This is a genomic window from Bacillus sp. EB106-04-02-XG92 (assembly GCF_058791995.1).
Map to the genome: position 1 here is coordinate 63,765 of NZ_JBYTEA010000002.1, position 15,508 is coordinate 79,272.

Below are 15,508 nucleotides of genomic sequence, written 5' to 3' on the forward strand. Positions count from 1 at the left end.
CTCTTTCTTATCTGTATGACAAGAGAAAAATGAGTGTTACAAGTTACCTAGCCTATAGTTTGACGGAAGATGTATGAGTTATTAACATGTCTGTTAACACATCTCTAAGTAGTTCTGGCATATAATATTGTTTGTCAGAAAGTGTGGATAGCTCTGGGTATAAGTAGCCGAATGTAAACATATCAATCGTTCCTATTGTATATATACGATCTAATTCCAGCGATTCCCCGTTAATCAATACATCTTCGAGTAAAATTTTATTCCCAGGAATCGTATCTGGAATAACTTCTACACCAGCGTAAATCATTTTCCCCATCACTTTCCCGCGAAATCCGAATCCTTTTACCTCAAGGTTCTCCATATTCGGGCGACGTGCTTTCAAAATAACTTCTCGTAACGTTTTCCCTGGCACTTTTAATAAACATGGATTAATGGGATGTGGACAAATTCTGTGAATATCTCCGCGCGTCACAACACCTTCTTCTAACCCTTCAAGAAGTACACCAGCGTTCACCATGCCAATCTCTGCACCGCACCACGTTTTCAGCGCATTCGCTAACATGTGCGAAAATGCTGTCTCCTGAAACCAATCGACCGGTAATGATTCCTTTAAATGAACGACAGGCTCTGCCATAATCTGTTTACTTTCTGCTTGCAGCAATCCAATTGTGGATAACGGTTTGCTATAAGCACCTAAACGTTCTATCTTAATCGCTCTACCGTCTTTTTTCAACAGCTTCTTCGTTTCTTTATCCACAGTAAGCTGAACGTGCCCAACGTAACGTCCCCACTTTTCACAACAACAAAGTAACGTATTATTCATAAGAACGCCACGCTCAAATAAATGATGCGTATGTGCCCCTAAAATAACATCTACATCATAATGCTCTGCCATATACTCATCCATACTTTTTCCAAGATGAGAAAGGACAACCGTAATATGAGCCTCATCTCGCACTTCTTCTAAAATAGACTCTAAATGAATAAGCGGATCTTCAATATGCCAATCGAGCATATGATAAAACTCTGGATAAGCTACCGTTAACCCGATAAAAGCAATTGTAATCCCATCTGTCGTTGTATGTAATTTATAAGGCTTTGCCCACTCCGGACGTACCCCTTCTTTTTCAAATAAATTCGCGACGAGCACCTCAAATCCAGCATCATCATATAGATGATTCAAATGCTCCTTCGCTAACGTAATTCCTTCATTATTTCCGATCGTTACATAATCATATAACGCCTCATTTAAAAGCTTCGTATTGCCAAGTCCATTCGTCGCTTCCGAAATACTATGAAAACGATCCACATGATCGCCGATATCAACCGTCAAAACGGTCTCTCCGGCTTCTTGTCTTCGCTTTTTCTCCCCTTGTACAAACCGAGAAATTTGCGGCCAATTTTCAAAATGACTATGTATATCGTTTGTATGATAAAGGTGGATGATTGTTTCTTTATTTATATTCAGAGAAAAAACCTCCTCTCAGTTCCTTACTGCCATTTACGCTATGCGTACGCAATAATCCTGTAAATACTTTTCGTCTTTTCTTGCTATTTTACATTGTACTCGCATTATGAGAAAAAGCAAAAAATTACCCTTTTTGATATGAAAACTTTATTTTTCTAGTTTGTGGATTAGTTGGTAAAGCGGGGATTTGTGAGAATTTTTTTTGAGTGGTTTTGCGAGTATTTTGGTGGATTTCCCCCATGGGTTTGTTAGTATCTTAGCATCAACTACTTCAATTCGGTGCTTTATGAATAGGTGCTCCTCTTTCCTCTAAATATTGAGGGGTATATGCCCAGTTCTGCTATGTCGTAATTTGTTGATAAGTCGATATTCCTTGTCGAATCGTCGATATATTGAAATAATCGCTGATATATTCCGAGTTATGTTCGATATATTTGAAAAATCGCTGATATATTTAGCTGGAAACCTACCTGGGTATCTCAGCTAATCCCAAGCCCAGCTCACAAAATAAAAAAGCGCCCTGCACAGCAGGGCGCTTTCTTCATACTTATATTAACCAATAGAACCTTCCATCTCAAACTTGATCAGGCGGTTCATTTCAACTGCGTATTCCATTGGAAGTTCGCGAGTGAATGGCTCGATGAAGCCCATTACGATCATTTCTGTAGCTTCTTGCTCAGAAATACCGCGGCTCATTAGGTAGAATAATTGTTCTTCTGATACTTTCGATACTTTCGCTTCATGCTCAAGTGAAACGTAATCGTTTTTGATTTCGTTGTAAGGAATTGTATCAGATGTAGATTGGTTATCCATGATTAACGTGTCACACTCGATGTTAGAGCGAGAGTTTTTCGCTTTTGGTCCGAAGTGTACGATACCACGGTAAGTTACTTTACCACCATGCTTCGCAATCGATTTAGAAACGATTGTTGAAGACGTGTTTGGTGCTAAGTGAATCATTTTCGCACCAGCATCTTGGTGTTGGCCTTTACCAGCAATCGCGATAGATAATGTTAAACCACGAGCGCCTTCGCCTTTTAAGATAACTGCTGGGTATTTCATTGTTAATTTAGATCCGATGTTACCGTCAATCCATTCCATCGTTGCGTTTTCTTCACAAACCGCACGTTTTGTAACTAGGTTGTATACGTTGTTCGCCCAGTTTTGGATTGTTGTATAACGGCAATATGCATCTTTTTTAATGATGATTTCTACTACCGCACTGTGAAGTGAGTTAGTTGTGTAAACAGGTGCTGTACAACCTTCTACGTAGTGTACGTGTGCGCCTTCGTCTACGATGATAAGCGTACGCTCGAATTGTCCCATATTTTCAGAGTTAATACGGAAATACGCTTGAAGTGGCGTATCAACTTTAACACCTTTTGGAACGTAGATGAATGATCCACCAGACCAAACTGCAGAGTTTAATGCAGAGAATTTGTTGTCTGTTGGTGGGATTACTTTTCCGAAATGCTCACGGAAAATATCTTCGTTCTCTTTTAATGCGCTATCTGTATCTTTGAAGACGATTCCTAGAGCTTCTAGGTCTTCTTTCATGTTGTGGTATACAACTTCAGATTCGTACTGTGCAGATACACCAGCTAAATATTTTTGCTCAGCTTCTGGAATACCTAATTTATCAAATGTTGCTTTAATTTCATCAGGTACTTCATCCCAAGACTTCTCAGATTTCTCAGATGGTTTTACGTAGTACGTAATTTCATCGAAATCTAAGTCGTTTAAGTCGCCGCCCCATTGTGGCATTGGCATTTCATAGAACTTATCCAGTGATTTTAAACGGAAGTCTAACATCCACTGTGGTTCTTCTTTCATACGTGAAATCTCTTCAACGATCTCTTTTGTTAAACCGCGTCCAGCACGGAAAATCGAAACGTCTTTGTCTTTGAAACCATATTTGTAATCGCCGATATCTGGCAGTTGCTTCGCCATGTTGGTGTGTCCCTCCTTAGATAACCTCGTTTTTAGGAACCTTTAACATTACTTATCTTCGTTTAAGCCCTTTTCTAACGCTTTCCACGCTAATGTTGCACATTTAATACGTGCAGGGAACTTGCATACGCCTTGTAATGCTTCAATATCTCCTAAATCGATGCTGTCATCGTACTCTTTTCCTAGCATCATGTCAGAGAAAATTTTAGAAAGCTGAAGTGCCTCTTCAATTTTCTTACCTTTTACTGCTTGTGTCATCATGGAAGCTGAAGACATTGAGATAGAACATCCTTCTCCTTCAAACTTCGCTTCTTGCACAATACCTTCTTCTACTTTCATCGTAAGTTGAATACGATCGCCGCAAGTTGGATTGTTCAAGTTTACTGTAACACTATCTTCTAACACGCCATTGTTACGAGGATTTTTATAATGATCCATAATAACTTGACGATATAACGTATCTAAATTATTAAATGACATTTGTGAAATACTCCTTTGTCTTGATTAGCGATTCAACAAATGTATCAATTTCTTCTTTTGTATTATATAAATAGAAGCTCGCACGTGCTGTTGAAGAAGCTTTCAGCCACTTCATAAGCGGTTGTGCACAGTGGTGTCCTGCGCGAACTGCAATACCTTCTACATCTAATACTGTCGCTACATCGTGAGGATGTACGTCTTCAATATTAAATGTAACAAGACCAGCGCGATGCTTTGGACCATAAATTGTAACGCCATCTACTTCTGATAGTCTTTCTAAAGCATATTGCGCTAATTCATGTTCATGCTTTTCAATATTATGAAGACCGATTTCTTCTAGGAAATCAATCGCCGCACCAAGTCCGATTGCATTACCGATAATCGGTGTACCTGCTTCGAACTTCCACGGAAGCTCTTTCCACGTAGATTCTTGTAAATCTACGAAATCAATCATTTCACCGCCAAATTCAATTGGCTCCATATTGTTCAGCAATTCTTTCTTACCATATAATACGCCGATGCCTGTAGGTCCGCACATCTTATGAGCAGATAATGCGTAGAAATCACAGTTCAAATCTTGTACATCCACTTTCATGTGAGGTGTACTTTGTGCACCGTCAACGACCATAATTGCGCCATTTTCATGTGCGATTGCTCCGATTTCTTTTACAGGGTTAATCGTTCCAAGCACGTTTGAAACTTGCATAATAGAAACGATTTTTGTATTCGGTGTAACTGTTTGACGAACATCTTCTAAAGAAATTGTACCGTCTGGTTGAAGCGGAAGGTATTTTAAAGTTGCACCAGTTTTCTTCGCAACTTGTTGCCACGGAATGATGTTACTATGGTGCTCCATGTAAGAAATAACGATTTCATCGCCTTCTTTTACATTTTCAAGACCATAGCTAGCCGCTACTGTATTTAATGCAGTTGTCGTTCCGCGCGTGAAAATAATCTCTTCCATTGATTTCGCGTTAATAAACTTACGAACTTTCTCGCGTGCACCTTCATACGCGTCGGTAGCTTTCGTACCGAGCGTATGAACACCGCGATGCACGTTAGAATTATATTCTTTATAGTAACGTTCTAACGTTTCAATGACTTGAATTGGTTTTTGAGAAGTTGCTGCACTATCGAAATAAACAAGTTGTTTGCCGTTCACTTTTTGATCAAGAATTGGAAACTGTTTGCGTATTTCATGAATATTCATTAGCGAACTTTCCTTTCAATTACCTCAACAAGCTGTGCCTTTACTCCTTCAATTGGAAGCTCATTAACTACAGGTGCTAAGAATCCATGGATGACTAAACGTTCTGCTTCGCGTTTTGGAATACCACGGCTCATCAAGTAGTATAGTTGGATTGGATCTACGCGACCTACTGAAGCTGCGTGACCTGCCATTACATCATCTTCGTCGATTAAAAGAATTGGGTTTGCATCACCGCGTGCTTTTTCATCTAACATAAGAACGCGAGAAGATTGTTGTGCATTTGATTTAGATGCACCGTGTTCAATCTTACCAATTCCGTTAAAGATAGATGTTGCACTATCTTTTTGTACACCGTGTTTTAAAATCCAACCTTCAGAGTGTTTACCGAAGTGAACAACTTTAGTTGTAAAGTTTTGTGTTTGGTTACCACGGCCAATTGTTACTGTTTTCGTATCAGCATATGAACCGTCGCCCCTTAAGTTTGTAACGTTCTCTGAAATTGTGTTTCCGTCATTCATAAGGCCTAGAGCCCAATCAATGCGGCCGTCGCGTCCTACTGTGCCGCGGCGGTTAACGTAAGTTGTTACGTCTTTTGCTAATAGATCAACCGCACCAAATTTCACTTGTGCGCCTTGTTCCACGATTACTTCTGCTACGATATTTGCAATACCTTTAGCATTTTCATTTGCAACGTAGTTTTCTACATAAGTTGCAGTACTGTTCGCATCAGCTACGAATAATACGTGGTTATATACGTTAGCTTCTTCGCCGTCTACTAAGAATACAGCTTGAAGTGGAGTTTCAAGAACAACGTTTTTCGGAACATATACGAATGCACCGCCGTTGATTAATGCAGCATGAAGTGCAGTTAGACGATGCTCGTCTACTTTCACGCCGTCTTTCATTAAGTACTTTTGTACTAGCTCAGCGTGCTCAGTTGCAGCTGTTACGATGTCTGTAAAAATAACACCTTTTTCTTTTGCTTCGTCTGCTAAAGAAACGAACGCAGTTGTACCAGTGCGTTGTACTAATACGCTGTTGTTTTCATCGATTAAGTTTTTCACTGCTTCTGGAAGCTCTGTTAAAGAACTTACAGGCTCTTGCTTAGCAGCGTCGCCTTTTCCGATAAAGTCCCATTTTTCAATTTTCGTTTTATCAGGCGTTGGCATTGGAAGTTCAGTTGCTTGTGCAAGAGCTTGTAAGCGGAACTCAGTCAACCAAGCAGCTTCGTTTACTTCGCTTGCGCGTTGACGGATTGTTTCTTGATCGAAAGGTAATGTACCGATTGTCATGTTTATGCTCCTCTCTTACGCTTCTTGCTCTGTTGTTTCGTCTTCAATACCTAATTCTTTTTTAATCCAGTCGTAACCTTCAGCTTCTAGACGTTGTGCAAGCTCAGGGCCACCAGATTTAACGATACGACCGTTCATCATAACGTGAACGAAGTCTGGAGTGATGTAGTTTAATAAACGTTGGTAATGCGTAATCATTAGGCAACCGAACTCTTCGCCGCGCATTTCGTTAATACCTTTAGATACAACTTTTAATGCATCGATATCAAGACCTGAGTCGATTTCGTCTAAGATTGCGATTTTTGGCTCAATCATCATTAATTGAAGAATTTCGTTACGTTTTTTCTCTCCACCAGAGAAACCTTCGTTTAAGTAACGTTGTGCCATTTCTGGATCCATTTCTAGGAATTCCATGTTTTTATCTAATGTACGGATAAATTTCATAAGAGAAATTTCATCGCCTTCTTCACGACGTGCGTTAATTGCAGAACGTAAGAAGTCAGCGTTTGTTACTCCGCTAATTTCACTTGGATATTGCATTGCTAGGAATAGACCTGCTTGTGCGCGCTCGTCTACTTCCATTTCTAATACATCTTCACCGTCGATGATGATGCTACCTTCTGTTACTTCATATTTTGGGTGACCCATAATTGCAGAAGATAAAGTTGATTTACCTGTTCCGTTAGGTCCCATAATTGCGTGGATTTCTCCACCCTTTACTTCAAGGTTTACACCTTTTAAAATTTCTTTGCCATCAATTGATACGTGTAAGTCTTTAACCGTTAATGTAGAACCAGCCATCTCAATACCTCCATTAATCCTATATATACATTTTAAAAATTCCTAAAACGTTCATATTCTCATTTTATTCTCATTCTAATCTTATATCAAATAAAATGATATCGCAAACGACGAAAAAAAGTAACAATTTTTTCACAAATGTATATAAGTATTTCCCTTGCCCCCTTATATGATACACCTTTCTTCTTATTTATATAAAGAAAAAAGGACTGGTAATTTTCCAGCCCTTTCCTTATATTTATTCATTTACCGGAAGTACAGCACCTTTATATTCTTTAGTAATAAAGTCTTGAATTTCTTTTGAATGCAATACTTCTACTAGCTCTTTAATTTCTTTTTTCTTCTCGTCACCTTTACGAACTGCAATAATATTCGCGTACGGAGAGTCTGATCCTTCAATCGCAATTGCATCCTTTGTTGGATTTAATTTCGCATCAATTGCATAGTTTGAATTAATGAATAAAGCATCGCCTTCATTATTTTCATATAACTTCGGTGACAATCCAGGCTCTACATCTGTTTTAAACTTTAAATTTTTCGGATTTTCTACAACATCTTTTACTGTTGCCTTAACAACATCTACGCCATCTTTTAATTTAATAACGCCACCTTTTTGTAAAAGTGCCAGCATACGTCCACGCTCTGCCACGTTATTACTCATAATAACTGTCCCGCCCTCTGGCAAGTCTTTTAAGCTTTTATATTTCTTAGAATAAATACCCATTGGCTCTAAATGGATTTTTCCTGCATTTACAATTTTATATCCTTTTTCTTGAATTTCTTTATCTAAGTAAGGAATGTGCTGGAAGTAGTTTGCATCAATTTCCTTATCCGCTAACGCTTTATTCGGCAGCACATAATCTTGGAATTTTTTAATTTCTAATTTAATACCCTTTTTCTCTAATATCGGCTGTGCCTTCTCTAAAATAACAGCGTGCGGCACGTTAGAAGCTCCCACAACAAGCTTATTCTCCTCTTTCCCTCCGCAAGCCGCTAATGTAAATACAGACAGCGCTGTAACAACTGACAATAGAATCTTTTTCATATGATGTCCCCTTCTCCCCTATAGTTATGTAGTAAAAAAAGGACCGGCATACACCAGCCCTTTTTCAGCAATTATTCTTTTACAGGAACAACCGCTCCTTTATATTCTTTAGTAATAAAGTCTTCGATTTCTTTAGAATGCAATACTTCTACAAGCTCTTTAATCGCTTTTTTATCTTTATCACCTTTACGGACAGCTACTACGTTTGCGTATGGAGAATCGTCACCTTCAATTGCAATTGCATCTTTTTCTGGGTTTAATTTCGCATCAATTGCATAGTTCGAGTTAATTAAAACAGCGTCGCCTTCTTTATTGTTATACACTTGTGGTAATAAACCAGGCTCAATATCCGTTTTGAACTTTAAGTTTTTCGGATTGTCTGCAATATCTTTTGGAGTTGCACTAACTGGATCTACTCCGTCTTTAATTTTTAAAATGCCTTCTTTTTGTAAAATTGCTAAACCACGTCCATGGTCAGTAACGGAATTACTCATAATAATTGTCGCCCCGTCTGGAAGTTCTTTTAAGCTCTTATATTTTTGCGAGTATACACCGATTGGTTCTAAATGAATTTTCCCCGCTATTTCAAAATCATATTTTTTATCTTTAATTTCTTTTTCCAAATACGGAATGTGCTGGAAGTAGTTTGCATCCAAATCCTTATCCGCTAACGATTTATTTGGCAACACGTAATCTTGGAATTTTTTCACTTCTAATTCAATTCCTTTTTTCTCAAGTAACGGCTTTGCCTTTTCTAAAATTTCAGCGTGCGGTACGTTAGAAGCTCCCACAACAAGTTTCTTTTCATCTTTATCTTTCCCGCCACAAGCAGCTAACCCAAAAATTGAAGTCGAAATAAGTGCTGTAAGTAATAATTTTTTCATTTGAAACATCCTCCCGTTTTTTATTATCGTTTATCTATTCGAGTCGTTACACGATCACCAATCCACTGAATGAAAAATACAACTAGTAATACACAAATTGTCGCAACGATTGTTACATCGTTATTTCCTCGTTGGAATCCTTCTAAATATGCAAGTGTTCCAAGACCACCAGCACCAACAACTCCCGCCATTGCTGTATAGCCTACTAAAGCAATTGTCGTAACCGTAATACCAGATACTAATGCTGGTAACGATTCTGGAATTAACACTTTCAAAATAATTGTGCTTGTTTTTGCTCCCATCGCTTTTGAAGCTTCAATTACGCCTTTATCAATTTCGCGAAGTGCGATTTCAACCATTCTCGCGTAAAACGGTGCCGCCCCAATAATTAAAGCTGGCAACGCTGCACTTGCTCCAAGAATTGTTCCAAGCAAGATCTTTGTGAATGGGATTAATAAAATAATTAAAATGATGAACGGTATAGAACGGAAAATGTTTACGAACGCTCCAATCGCCGTATTAACCGTTTTGTTTTCCCATAAATTATCTTTCGCTGTCATGAAAAGTAACAATCCTAAAATTAGTCCTAAAACAAATGTGGCAAGAGCTGCGATTGCCGTCATATATAACGTTTCACCAGTTGCTTCTAACATTTGATTCCAATCAACATTTGTGAGTAACTTATCCATGTGCAATCACCTCCAGCTCTACTTGATCTTGATGTATTCCCTCTATTGCTTGCTGAATCGCTGTTTCCTCACCATTTAAATGAACAACTAAACTACCGTAAGAACCGTTATTCGTTTGTGCGATATTCCCTTGTAAAATGCTAACTTCTATATCACTGCGCTGCATTAATCTTTGAAGTACTGGTCTTTCTACAGCTTCACCGATAAATTGCAAACGAACTACTTTACCATCTGGATATTTTTCAATTAAACTTTCAATCGTTTCATTTGTATCTTCAGAATCTGTTAACTGCTGTACAAATCGTTTCGTAATGTCTTTCTGCGGATTGCGGAATACATCAAGTACTGGACCCGTTTCTACAATCTGCCCTTTCTCCATTACCGCTACTCGATTACAAATTTTCCGAATCACGTGCATCTCATGTGTAATAAGTACAATTGTTAAACCGAGACGCTTATTAATATCTAATAATAAATCTAAAATTTGATCTGTCGTTTCTGGATCAAGAGCTGATGTTGCTTCATCACATAAAAGCACTTGCGGATTGTTAGCTAGCGCTCTTGCAATACCAACGCGTTGTTTTTGTCCTCCGCTTAGCTGAGATGGATACGCGTCTCCTCTTCCTTCTAATCCAACAAGATGAATTAACTCATCCACGCGTTTTCTTCTCTGCGCCTTATCAACACCTGCAATTTCAAGCGGGAACTCGATATTTTCGCGTACAGTTCGTGACCAAAGTAAATTGAAGTGCTGAAAAATCATTCCGATTTCTTGCCTTGCCTTACGAAGTTCACTTCCTTTAATCGCTGAAATGACACGATTTGCAATTGTAATTTGGCCAGAAGTTGGTTTCTCTAACTGATTGAATAATCTGATTAAAGAACTTTTCCCAGCGCCACTATATCCGATAACACCAAAGATTTCACCTTTGTCTATTTTTAAATTGGCATTATCTACAGCAGTGACATCACCGCTTTTTGCTTTATATATTTTCTTTACATTCTCTAATAGAATCATGGTGTATCACCCCTTTTTTTAATAAAAAGCGTAAGCGGCTCGTTTAGAACAAGAGGACGCCCGAATCCCTGACGTAGAGGCGCTTTTTGCCTCATAGGAAGGGATGAAACGACCGACTGCTCTAGCCGCTGAAGCTAGATTTTTGGATCGACTCCGCAATTTTTTATGTTTAATGCGTGTAGTCCACCGTTATCACTACTTTTATTATTTGAATGTCCTCCACATTCAAACAATAAAAAAACCTTTCCGCTTTAGAGAAGCAGAAAGGTTTATGTGCGTATATAACAACATTATCCCTCTCTCTCATCTCTCAAAGCATTTGCTTTGCAGGAATTGGCACCATTTCAACATAAGTTGACGGTTGCCGGGCTTCACAGGGCACAGTCCCTCCACCTCTCTTGATAAGAGAAATCAGATTACATTTTCGTCTGATTTGTAATTTATGAAATTGTCTATATTTTATGAATTGAATTGTATCAATATCCACACACCATGTCAACAGAAATTTTCGCAAAAAATGAACCTTCAGAATTTTAAGCCCCTACTGACATCGGTTTACATATGTGAAACATCGATTCGACTAATAGCATCGTTCGATATGTTCCCGAATATTGTACACGTCCATCGTTCATTAACATTTGCAATCGTACATTGCCGTTTACCAATTGTTTTACATCTTCTTCATCTACACAAACGATTTGCTCCGTCCCTATTTCCTCATGTAGTAGTTCTATATAATCTCTTGAAATTTGTAACGAACAACTTTCATCTCCAAAGCGGAAATTAACAGTTTTTTCTCCTTGTCTTAAAAGCGGCTCTAAATGATACTGACCATTAGCGTAATTTACAAATGATTGCAGCAAAGAATATAATTTCACCTTAAATCACATCCTTCATATCACTTTCTATTACACATACCATTCCCTCTCACTAAGGAGCAATCCTGTTACTTTCGCTCGACAAATACTGTAACCACACTGCATCTCGACATATTTCCCAAGAAATATGTCGAGGCGGCAAAAACTTTGCCGCCTACTTTAATTCCGTATATAAATATTCAACCGAATGAAATGCATATATCTTCTTCATGAGTGTCCCATTTTCAAAAACAAGTAAACACGGTACACTTTCGATTCCATACTCTTTCGCTAAATGCGGAGCATAATTTAAATCTAACATTCCAATTTTCAAATCTTCAATTGTCAGCTCAACGACAGTTAACATCTTTTTTGCTAATTGGCATGTTCCACACATTGGAGTATATACATATAACACTGTTTTTTCTTCGTTCTCTATTAGGGCTGTTGCTTCGGCTCCTGTCCAGTCAATCACTTCTATCATTCCTTACCGTAAATATTCTGTATAAACGTCAATGTCAGCTCCCCATAATACATTTGCTAAGTGTGAAGATGGCGCAGTTGCCACTTCTCGGTACGAGCGATCAATATAAATATGCTCTGCTTGCGGAAATTCTTTGCGAAATTGTTTCCTTAACTTTTCTCCAGCATCATCAGCATCCACTAGCACATACACTTCCTTATCAAAAAACTGATCAACGAGCTCATCCATTTTCGACAAACCAATTGTACCATTTGTACAAACAATTTCCACCGGTTCCCGAATAATAGATTCAATCTTTCTTCTATCTGATGTACCTTCTACAATAATGACTTTTTCTACATAAATCATATGTCATCACCCGATCACCATATACTATACAACCTTTAACTTAGTATATAGTATATTCGTTATTTTCATGTTGTTTCCTGTTTATTTTTGCAAAAGAAAAGCGGAGGCGGATCGTTCAGATTGTGAGGGGGATGGAGCTTCTGACGTAAAGGCGCTTTTTGCCTTGTAGGAAGAAGCGAAGCCACCGAACAATCTAGCCGCTGAAGCTGGACAATAAAAAAAGCGGAACCGACTGTTTAGCCCTGTTGGCTAAGGTTCTTTCGTACAGAAGACGCTTTTTGTCTTCTCGTACGGAAGGTTCTTAGACAGGAAGGGCTAGGAGGTGGAGCTAGACAATGAAAAGCGCAGGCGGCTCGTTCAGATTACGAAGCCCATGAAATCTTACCAAAAAACGTTCATTCCCATAATAGCTTATTCATTTACGCTCGATTTTAAATGTATTATGTAGCACAAAATAAAAAAGGACAGCACAAAGGCTGTCCTTTAGTCGACTATAATTAGTCTTGGTTTGTCATTTCTGCATATTTTTCAGCAGTTAATAACTTCTCAACTTGGCTTGCATCAGAAAGTTCAACTTTAACCATCCATGCACCCTCGTATGGAGATTCGTTAACAAGTTCTGGTTGGTCACTTAATTCTTCGTTTACTGCTACAACTTTACCGCTTACAGGCGCATATAACTCAGAAACTGTTTTAACAGATTCTACGCTTCCGAATGGCTCGTCAGCTTCGATTGTTGCACCTACTTCAGGAAGTTCAACGAATACGATATCGCCTAGCTCACCTTGTGCAAAGTGAGTAATACCGATAACAACTTCATTACCTTCAGTTTTTACCCATTCGTGTTCTTCAGAGTAACGTAAATTATTTGGAATGCTCATGACTGTACCTCCAGTGAATGTATTAATTATGTAAAAATACCTTATTGGTACTTTTTCCACACACTTTCAAACTGCTCTTCGTTAAAACCAAGTGTTACATTCGTTCCATCTGTTACAATTGGACGTTTAATCAACATGCCATCAGATGCTAAAAGCTCGTACATTTCGTCTTCACTCGCATCTTTTAACTTATCTTTCAGACCAAGTTCACGGTAACGCATTCCACTTGTATTAAAGAATTTTTTCAATGGTAATTCACTTTTTTCATGTAAATTACGTAAATCTTCTTTTGATGGTGGATTTTCAACAATATGAATCATCTCATATGCTACATCGTTTGCCTCAAACCATTTCTTTGCTTTTTGACATGTGCCACACTTTGGATATGAATAAAATGTTACTGTCATAAATTCACCTACTTTTTTACTAACCTTTACCTTTATCATATAGAAAACGTTTTATTATTTCAAACGATTATTCGCTAAACTTTTACTTATTTCGTGATTATTTTTAATAATCCTGCTGATTTTTCTTATTTTTCCGCCATTTGTTAAGAAAAAATAAATATATAAATTTTTTTAGATTCTTCTCGCATCCATCCCCGAACATACATCTTAAACAAACGTTTGATTAACTCCCTATTTTTCTTTGTTAACCCTTGAATTGCATCGGTTTCTTCCTACCGAACATATACCTTAAACAAACGTTTGATTCATTCTCTATTTTTCTTTGTTAACCCTTGAGCCGCATTGTTTTCTTCCTACCGAACATACATCTTAAACAAACGTTTGATTCATTCTCCATTTTTCTTTGTTAACCCTTGAGCCGCATCGATTTCTTCCTACCGAACATATACCTTAAACAAACGTTTATTTAACCATTTCAGCCTATAGTCACAGAATCTGTAAACACTTTAAATGACAAAGGCTTACAGATAAAAGGAACTAACGATTTTGACCGTAGTAATGAGCCCATAAAAAAGTTATTAAGCCTATCATCAATAAAGCAAAAGTAACTGCTCCTGAGAATATGAAATTCAAATTATTGACTGAAATATAAAAGAAGTGCCCTTGCTTAGAGACAGGGTACTTCTTTTTTATCATTAATCTAAAGGTAAACGTATCCTTCATTAAAGTAAAAATATATAGTTCTCTACTTTTTCGTAATTTATTCAAAATCTTTGCGGAACCGCCACTAGCCCATTTACATCATTAGCGTTAGCTGAGATTAATTATATTTTTCTACGTACTACATAAAAAGCTAAGGAACCCATAATAATAGGTGCAACTAAACTAGAAGCATATGCACTAGTAATAGTAAAAAGAGAGAGTATAAATATATAGATAAGAGCTAGTCCAATAAATACAGGAATTCCAACTCGAAACTTCCTACATTGTTTTATGTTCCTGTATAACCCTTCTCCAATTAGGCAAGCTACAAGATCTAATACACTACCAAATATGATGAGAATTACAATAAATCCAACTATGTTAGGTAAACCATTCTCGTTAGAATAACTAGGATCAGAAATATACGGTATTAAGAACCATAGGATAATAAAAGTAAGCAGACTTGCAGCATAACTAATTAAAAATTTCCTCAACGTAATCATCCCCATAATTTTCTAATATTATCTTCATTGTATGACATAATGCCCTATTATCGATAGCAAGACTACCATCCACGAAATTGCTAATTGCATGAAATAAAAAAGACGCATTTAAATGGATGCGTCTTTTTGCGATGTTTCTTTTGTGAAATCATATAAAGCAATTGCGCCTAAAATAACCAATATACTTTCAGGGGCATCTAACAAAATAGTTTTCCAAGTTTCTGATATTACCCATTTAATACCTGCTGCTGATTCAAGATATGCTTGAAAATAACCGATTGTAAAATCAATTACAAATAAACATACAAGTAATGTTAGACCAATTCGAATTAATTTCTTGTTTGTAAACATGTAACACCTCTCAAAATTCATTGTATATTTTTGATTTTAATTATTTATATACAAAAATCCCTATATTTAATTTTAACATAGGTAATATCCAAATAAATACAATATGCACATTTGCATATTTCATGAATATTGAGGAAG

At 37.4% G+C, this 15,508-nt stretch carries 17 protein-coding genes and 1 riboswitch; all 17 genes read right to left on the minus strand.

Annotation, left to right across the window (positions count from 1 at the left end):
- Positions 1-52 precede the first annotated feature (52 nt).
- Entirely contained in the window at positions 53-1,468 is a 1,416-nt protein-coding gene (locus AC3WVA_RS06390; RefSeq protein ID WP_492321866.1) for a bifunctional metallophosphatase/5'-nucleotidase, read from the minus strand.
- Positions 1,469-2,020: 552 nt separating this feature from the next.
- Positions 2,021-3,418: a Fe-S cluster assembly protein SufB gene (sufB, locus tag AC3WVA_RS06395; RefSeq protein ID WP_001118827.1), complete on the minus strand. Its 1,398-nt coding sequence runs from the start codon at positions 3,416-3,418 to the stop codon at positions 2,021-2,023.
- 48 nt (positions 3,419-3,466) lie between these two features.
- Positions 3,467-3,898 (minus strand): Fe-S cluster assembly sulfur transfer protein SufU, encoded by a 432-nt coding sequence (gene sufU, locus AC3WVA_RS06400; protein WP_000009525.1) that lies wholly within the window; start codon positions 3,896-3,898, stop codon positions 3,467-3,469.
- A complete protein-coding gene (gene sufS, locus AC3WVA_RS06405; RefSeq protein ID WP_001020769.1) occupies positions 3,888-5,108 on the minus strand; it encodes a cysteine desulfurase SufS in 1,221 nt (406 codons plus the stop codon). Before sufS ends, sufU begins: the two co-directional genes overlap by 11 nt.
- On the minus strand, positions 5,108-6,400 hold the full coding sequence (gene sufD / locus AC3WVA_RS06410) for a Fe-S cluster assembly protein SufD (protein ID WP_098520318.1): 1,293 nt from the start codon (positions 6,398-6,400) through the stop codon (positions 5,108-5,110). Before sufD ends, sufS begins: the two co-directional genes overlap by 1 nt.
- A 15-nt stretch (positions 6,401-6,415) precedes the next feature.
- Entirely contained in the window at positions 6,416-7,201 is a 786-nt protein-coding gene (gene sufC / locus AC3WVA_RS06415) for a Fe-S cluster assembly ATPase SufC (RefSeq protein ID WP_000929160.1), read from the minus strand.
- Between the two features lie 238 nt (positions 7,202-7,439).
- Entirely contained in the window at positions 7,440-8,246 is an 807-nt protein-coding gene (metQ, locus tag AC3WVA_RS06420) for a methionine ABC transporter substrate-binding lipoprotein MetQ (protein WP_048528316.1), read from the minus strand.
- Positions 8,247-8,317: 71 nt separating this feature from the next.
- The gene (metQ, locus tag AC3WVA_RS06425) at positions 8,318-9,130 is read right to left on the minus strand and encodes a methionine ABC transporter substrate-binding lipoprotein MetQ (RefSeq protein ID WP_048528312.1); all 813 of its coding nucleotides are present in this window, start codon (positions 9,128-9,130) and stop codon (positions 8,318-8,320) included.
- Positions 9,131-9,153: 23 nt separating this feature from the next.
- Entirely contained in the window at positions 9,154-9,819 is a 666-nt protein-coding gene (locus AC3WVA_RS06430) for a methionine ABC transporter permease (RefSeq protein WP_048528311.1), read from the minus strand.
- Complete coding sequence (locus AC3WVA_RS06435) at positions 9,812-10,837, minus strand: methionine ABC transporter ATP-binding protein (protein WP_098880807.1); 1,026 nt, start codon at positions 10,835-10,837, stop codon at positions 9,812-9,814. The genes AC3WVA_RS06430 and AC3WVA_RS06435 overlap by 8 nt, the downstream gene beginning before the upstream one ends.
- A gap of 300 nt (positions 10,838-11,137) precedes the next feature.
- A riboswitch (SAM riboswitch) is annotated at positions 11,138-11,245 on the minus strand.
- A 125-nt stretch (positions 11,246-11,370) separates the two neighbouring features.
- The gene (locus AC3WVA_RS06440) at positions 11,371-11,715 is read right to left on the minus strand and encodes a hypothetical protein (RefSeq protein ID WP_048528307.1); all 345 of its coding nucleotides are present in this window, start codon (positions 11,713-11,715) and stop codon (positions 11,371-11,373) included.
- A gap of 154 nt (positions 11,716-11,869) precedes the next feature.
- The gene (locus AC3WVA_RS06445) at positions 11,870-12,178 is read right to left on the minus strand and encodes a thioredoxin family protein (protein WP_081257791.1); all 309 of its coding nucleotides are present in this window, start codon (positions 12,176-12,178) and stop codon (positions 11,870-11,872) included.
- A 3-nt stretch (positions 12,179-12,181) separates the two neighbouring features.
- Positions 12,182-12,526, minus strand: a complete 345-nt coding sequence (locus AC3WVA_RS06450; RefSeq protein ID WP_000640869.1) for a toprim domain-containing protein — start codon at positions 12,524-12,526, stop codon at positions 12,182-12,184.
- A 497-nt stretch (positions 12,527-13,023) separates the two neighbouring features.
- Complete coding sequence (gcvH, locus tag AC3WVA_RS06455; RefSeq protein ID WP_000026896.1) at positions 13,024-13,407, minus strand: glycine cleavage system protein GcvH; 384 nt, start codon at positions 13,405-13,407, stop codon at positions 13,024-13,026.
- A gap of 41 nt (positions 13,408-13,448) precedes the next feature.
- Positions 13,449-13,814, minus strand: coding sequence for an arsenate reductase family protein (locus AC3WVA_RS06460; RefSeq protein ID WP_000218968.1), 366 nt, complete (start codon positions 13,812-13,814; stop codon positions 13,449-13,451).
- A gap of 824 nt (positions 13,815-14,638) precedes the next feature.
- The gene (locus tag AC3WVA_RS06465) at positions 14,639-15,010 is read right to left on the minus strand and encodes a hypothetical protein (RefSeq protein ID WP_098880808.1); all 372 of its coding nucleotides are present in this window, start codon (positions 15,008-15,010) and stop codon (positions 14,639-14,641) included.
- A gap of 117 nt (positions 15,011-15,127) precedes the next feature.
- The gene (locus tag AC3WVA_RS06470; RefSeq protein WP_141539472.1) at positions 15,128-15,370 is read right to left on the minus strand and encodes a DUF3937 family protein; all 243 of its coding nucleotides are present in this window, start codon (positions 15,368-15,370) and stop codon (positions 15,128-15,130) included.
- Between the last annotated feature and the right edge of the window lie 138 nt (positions 15,371-15,508).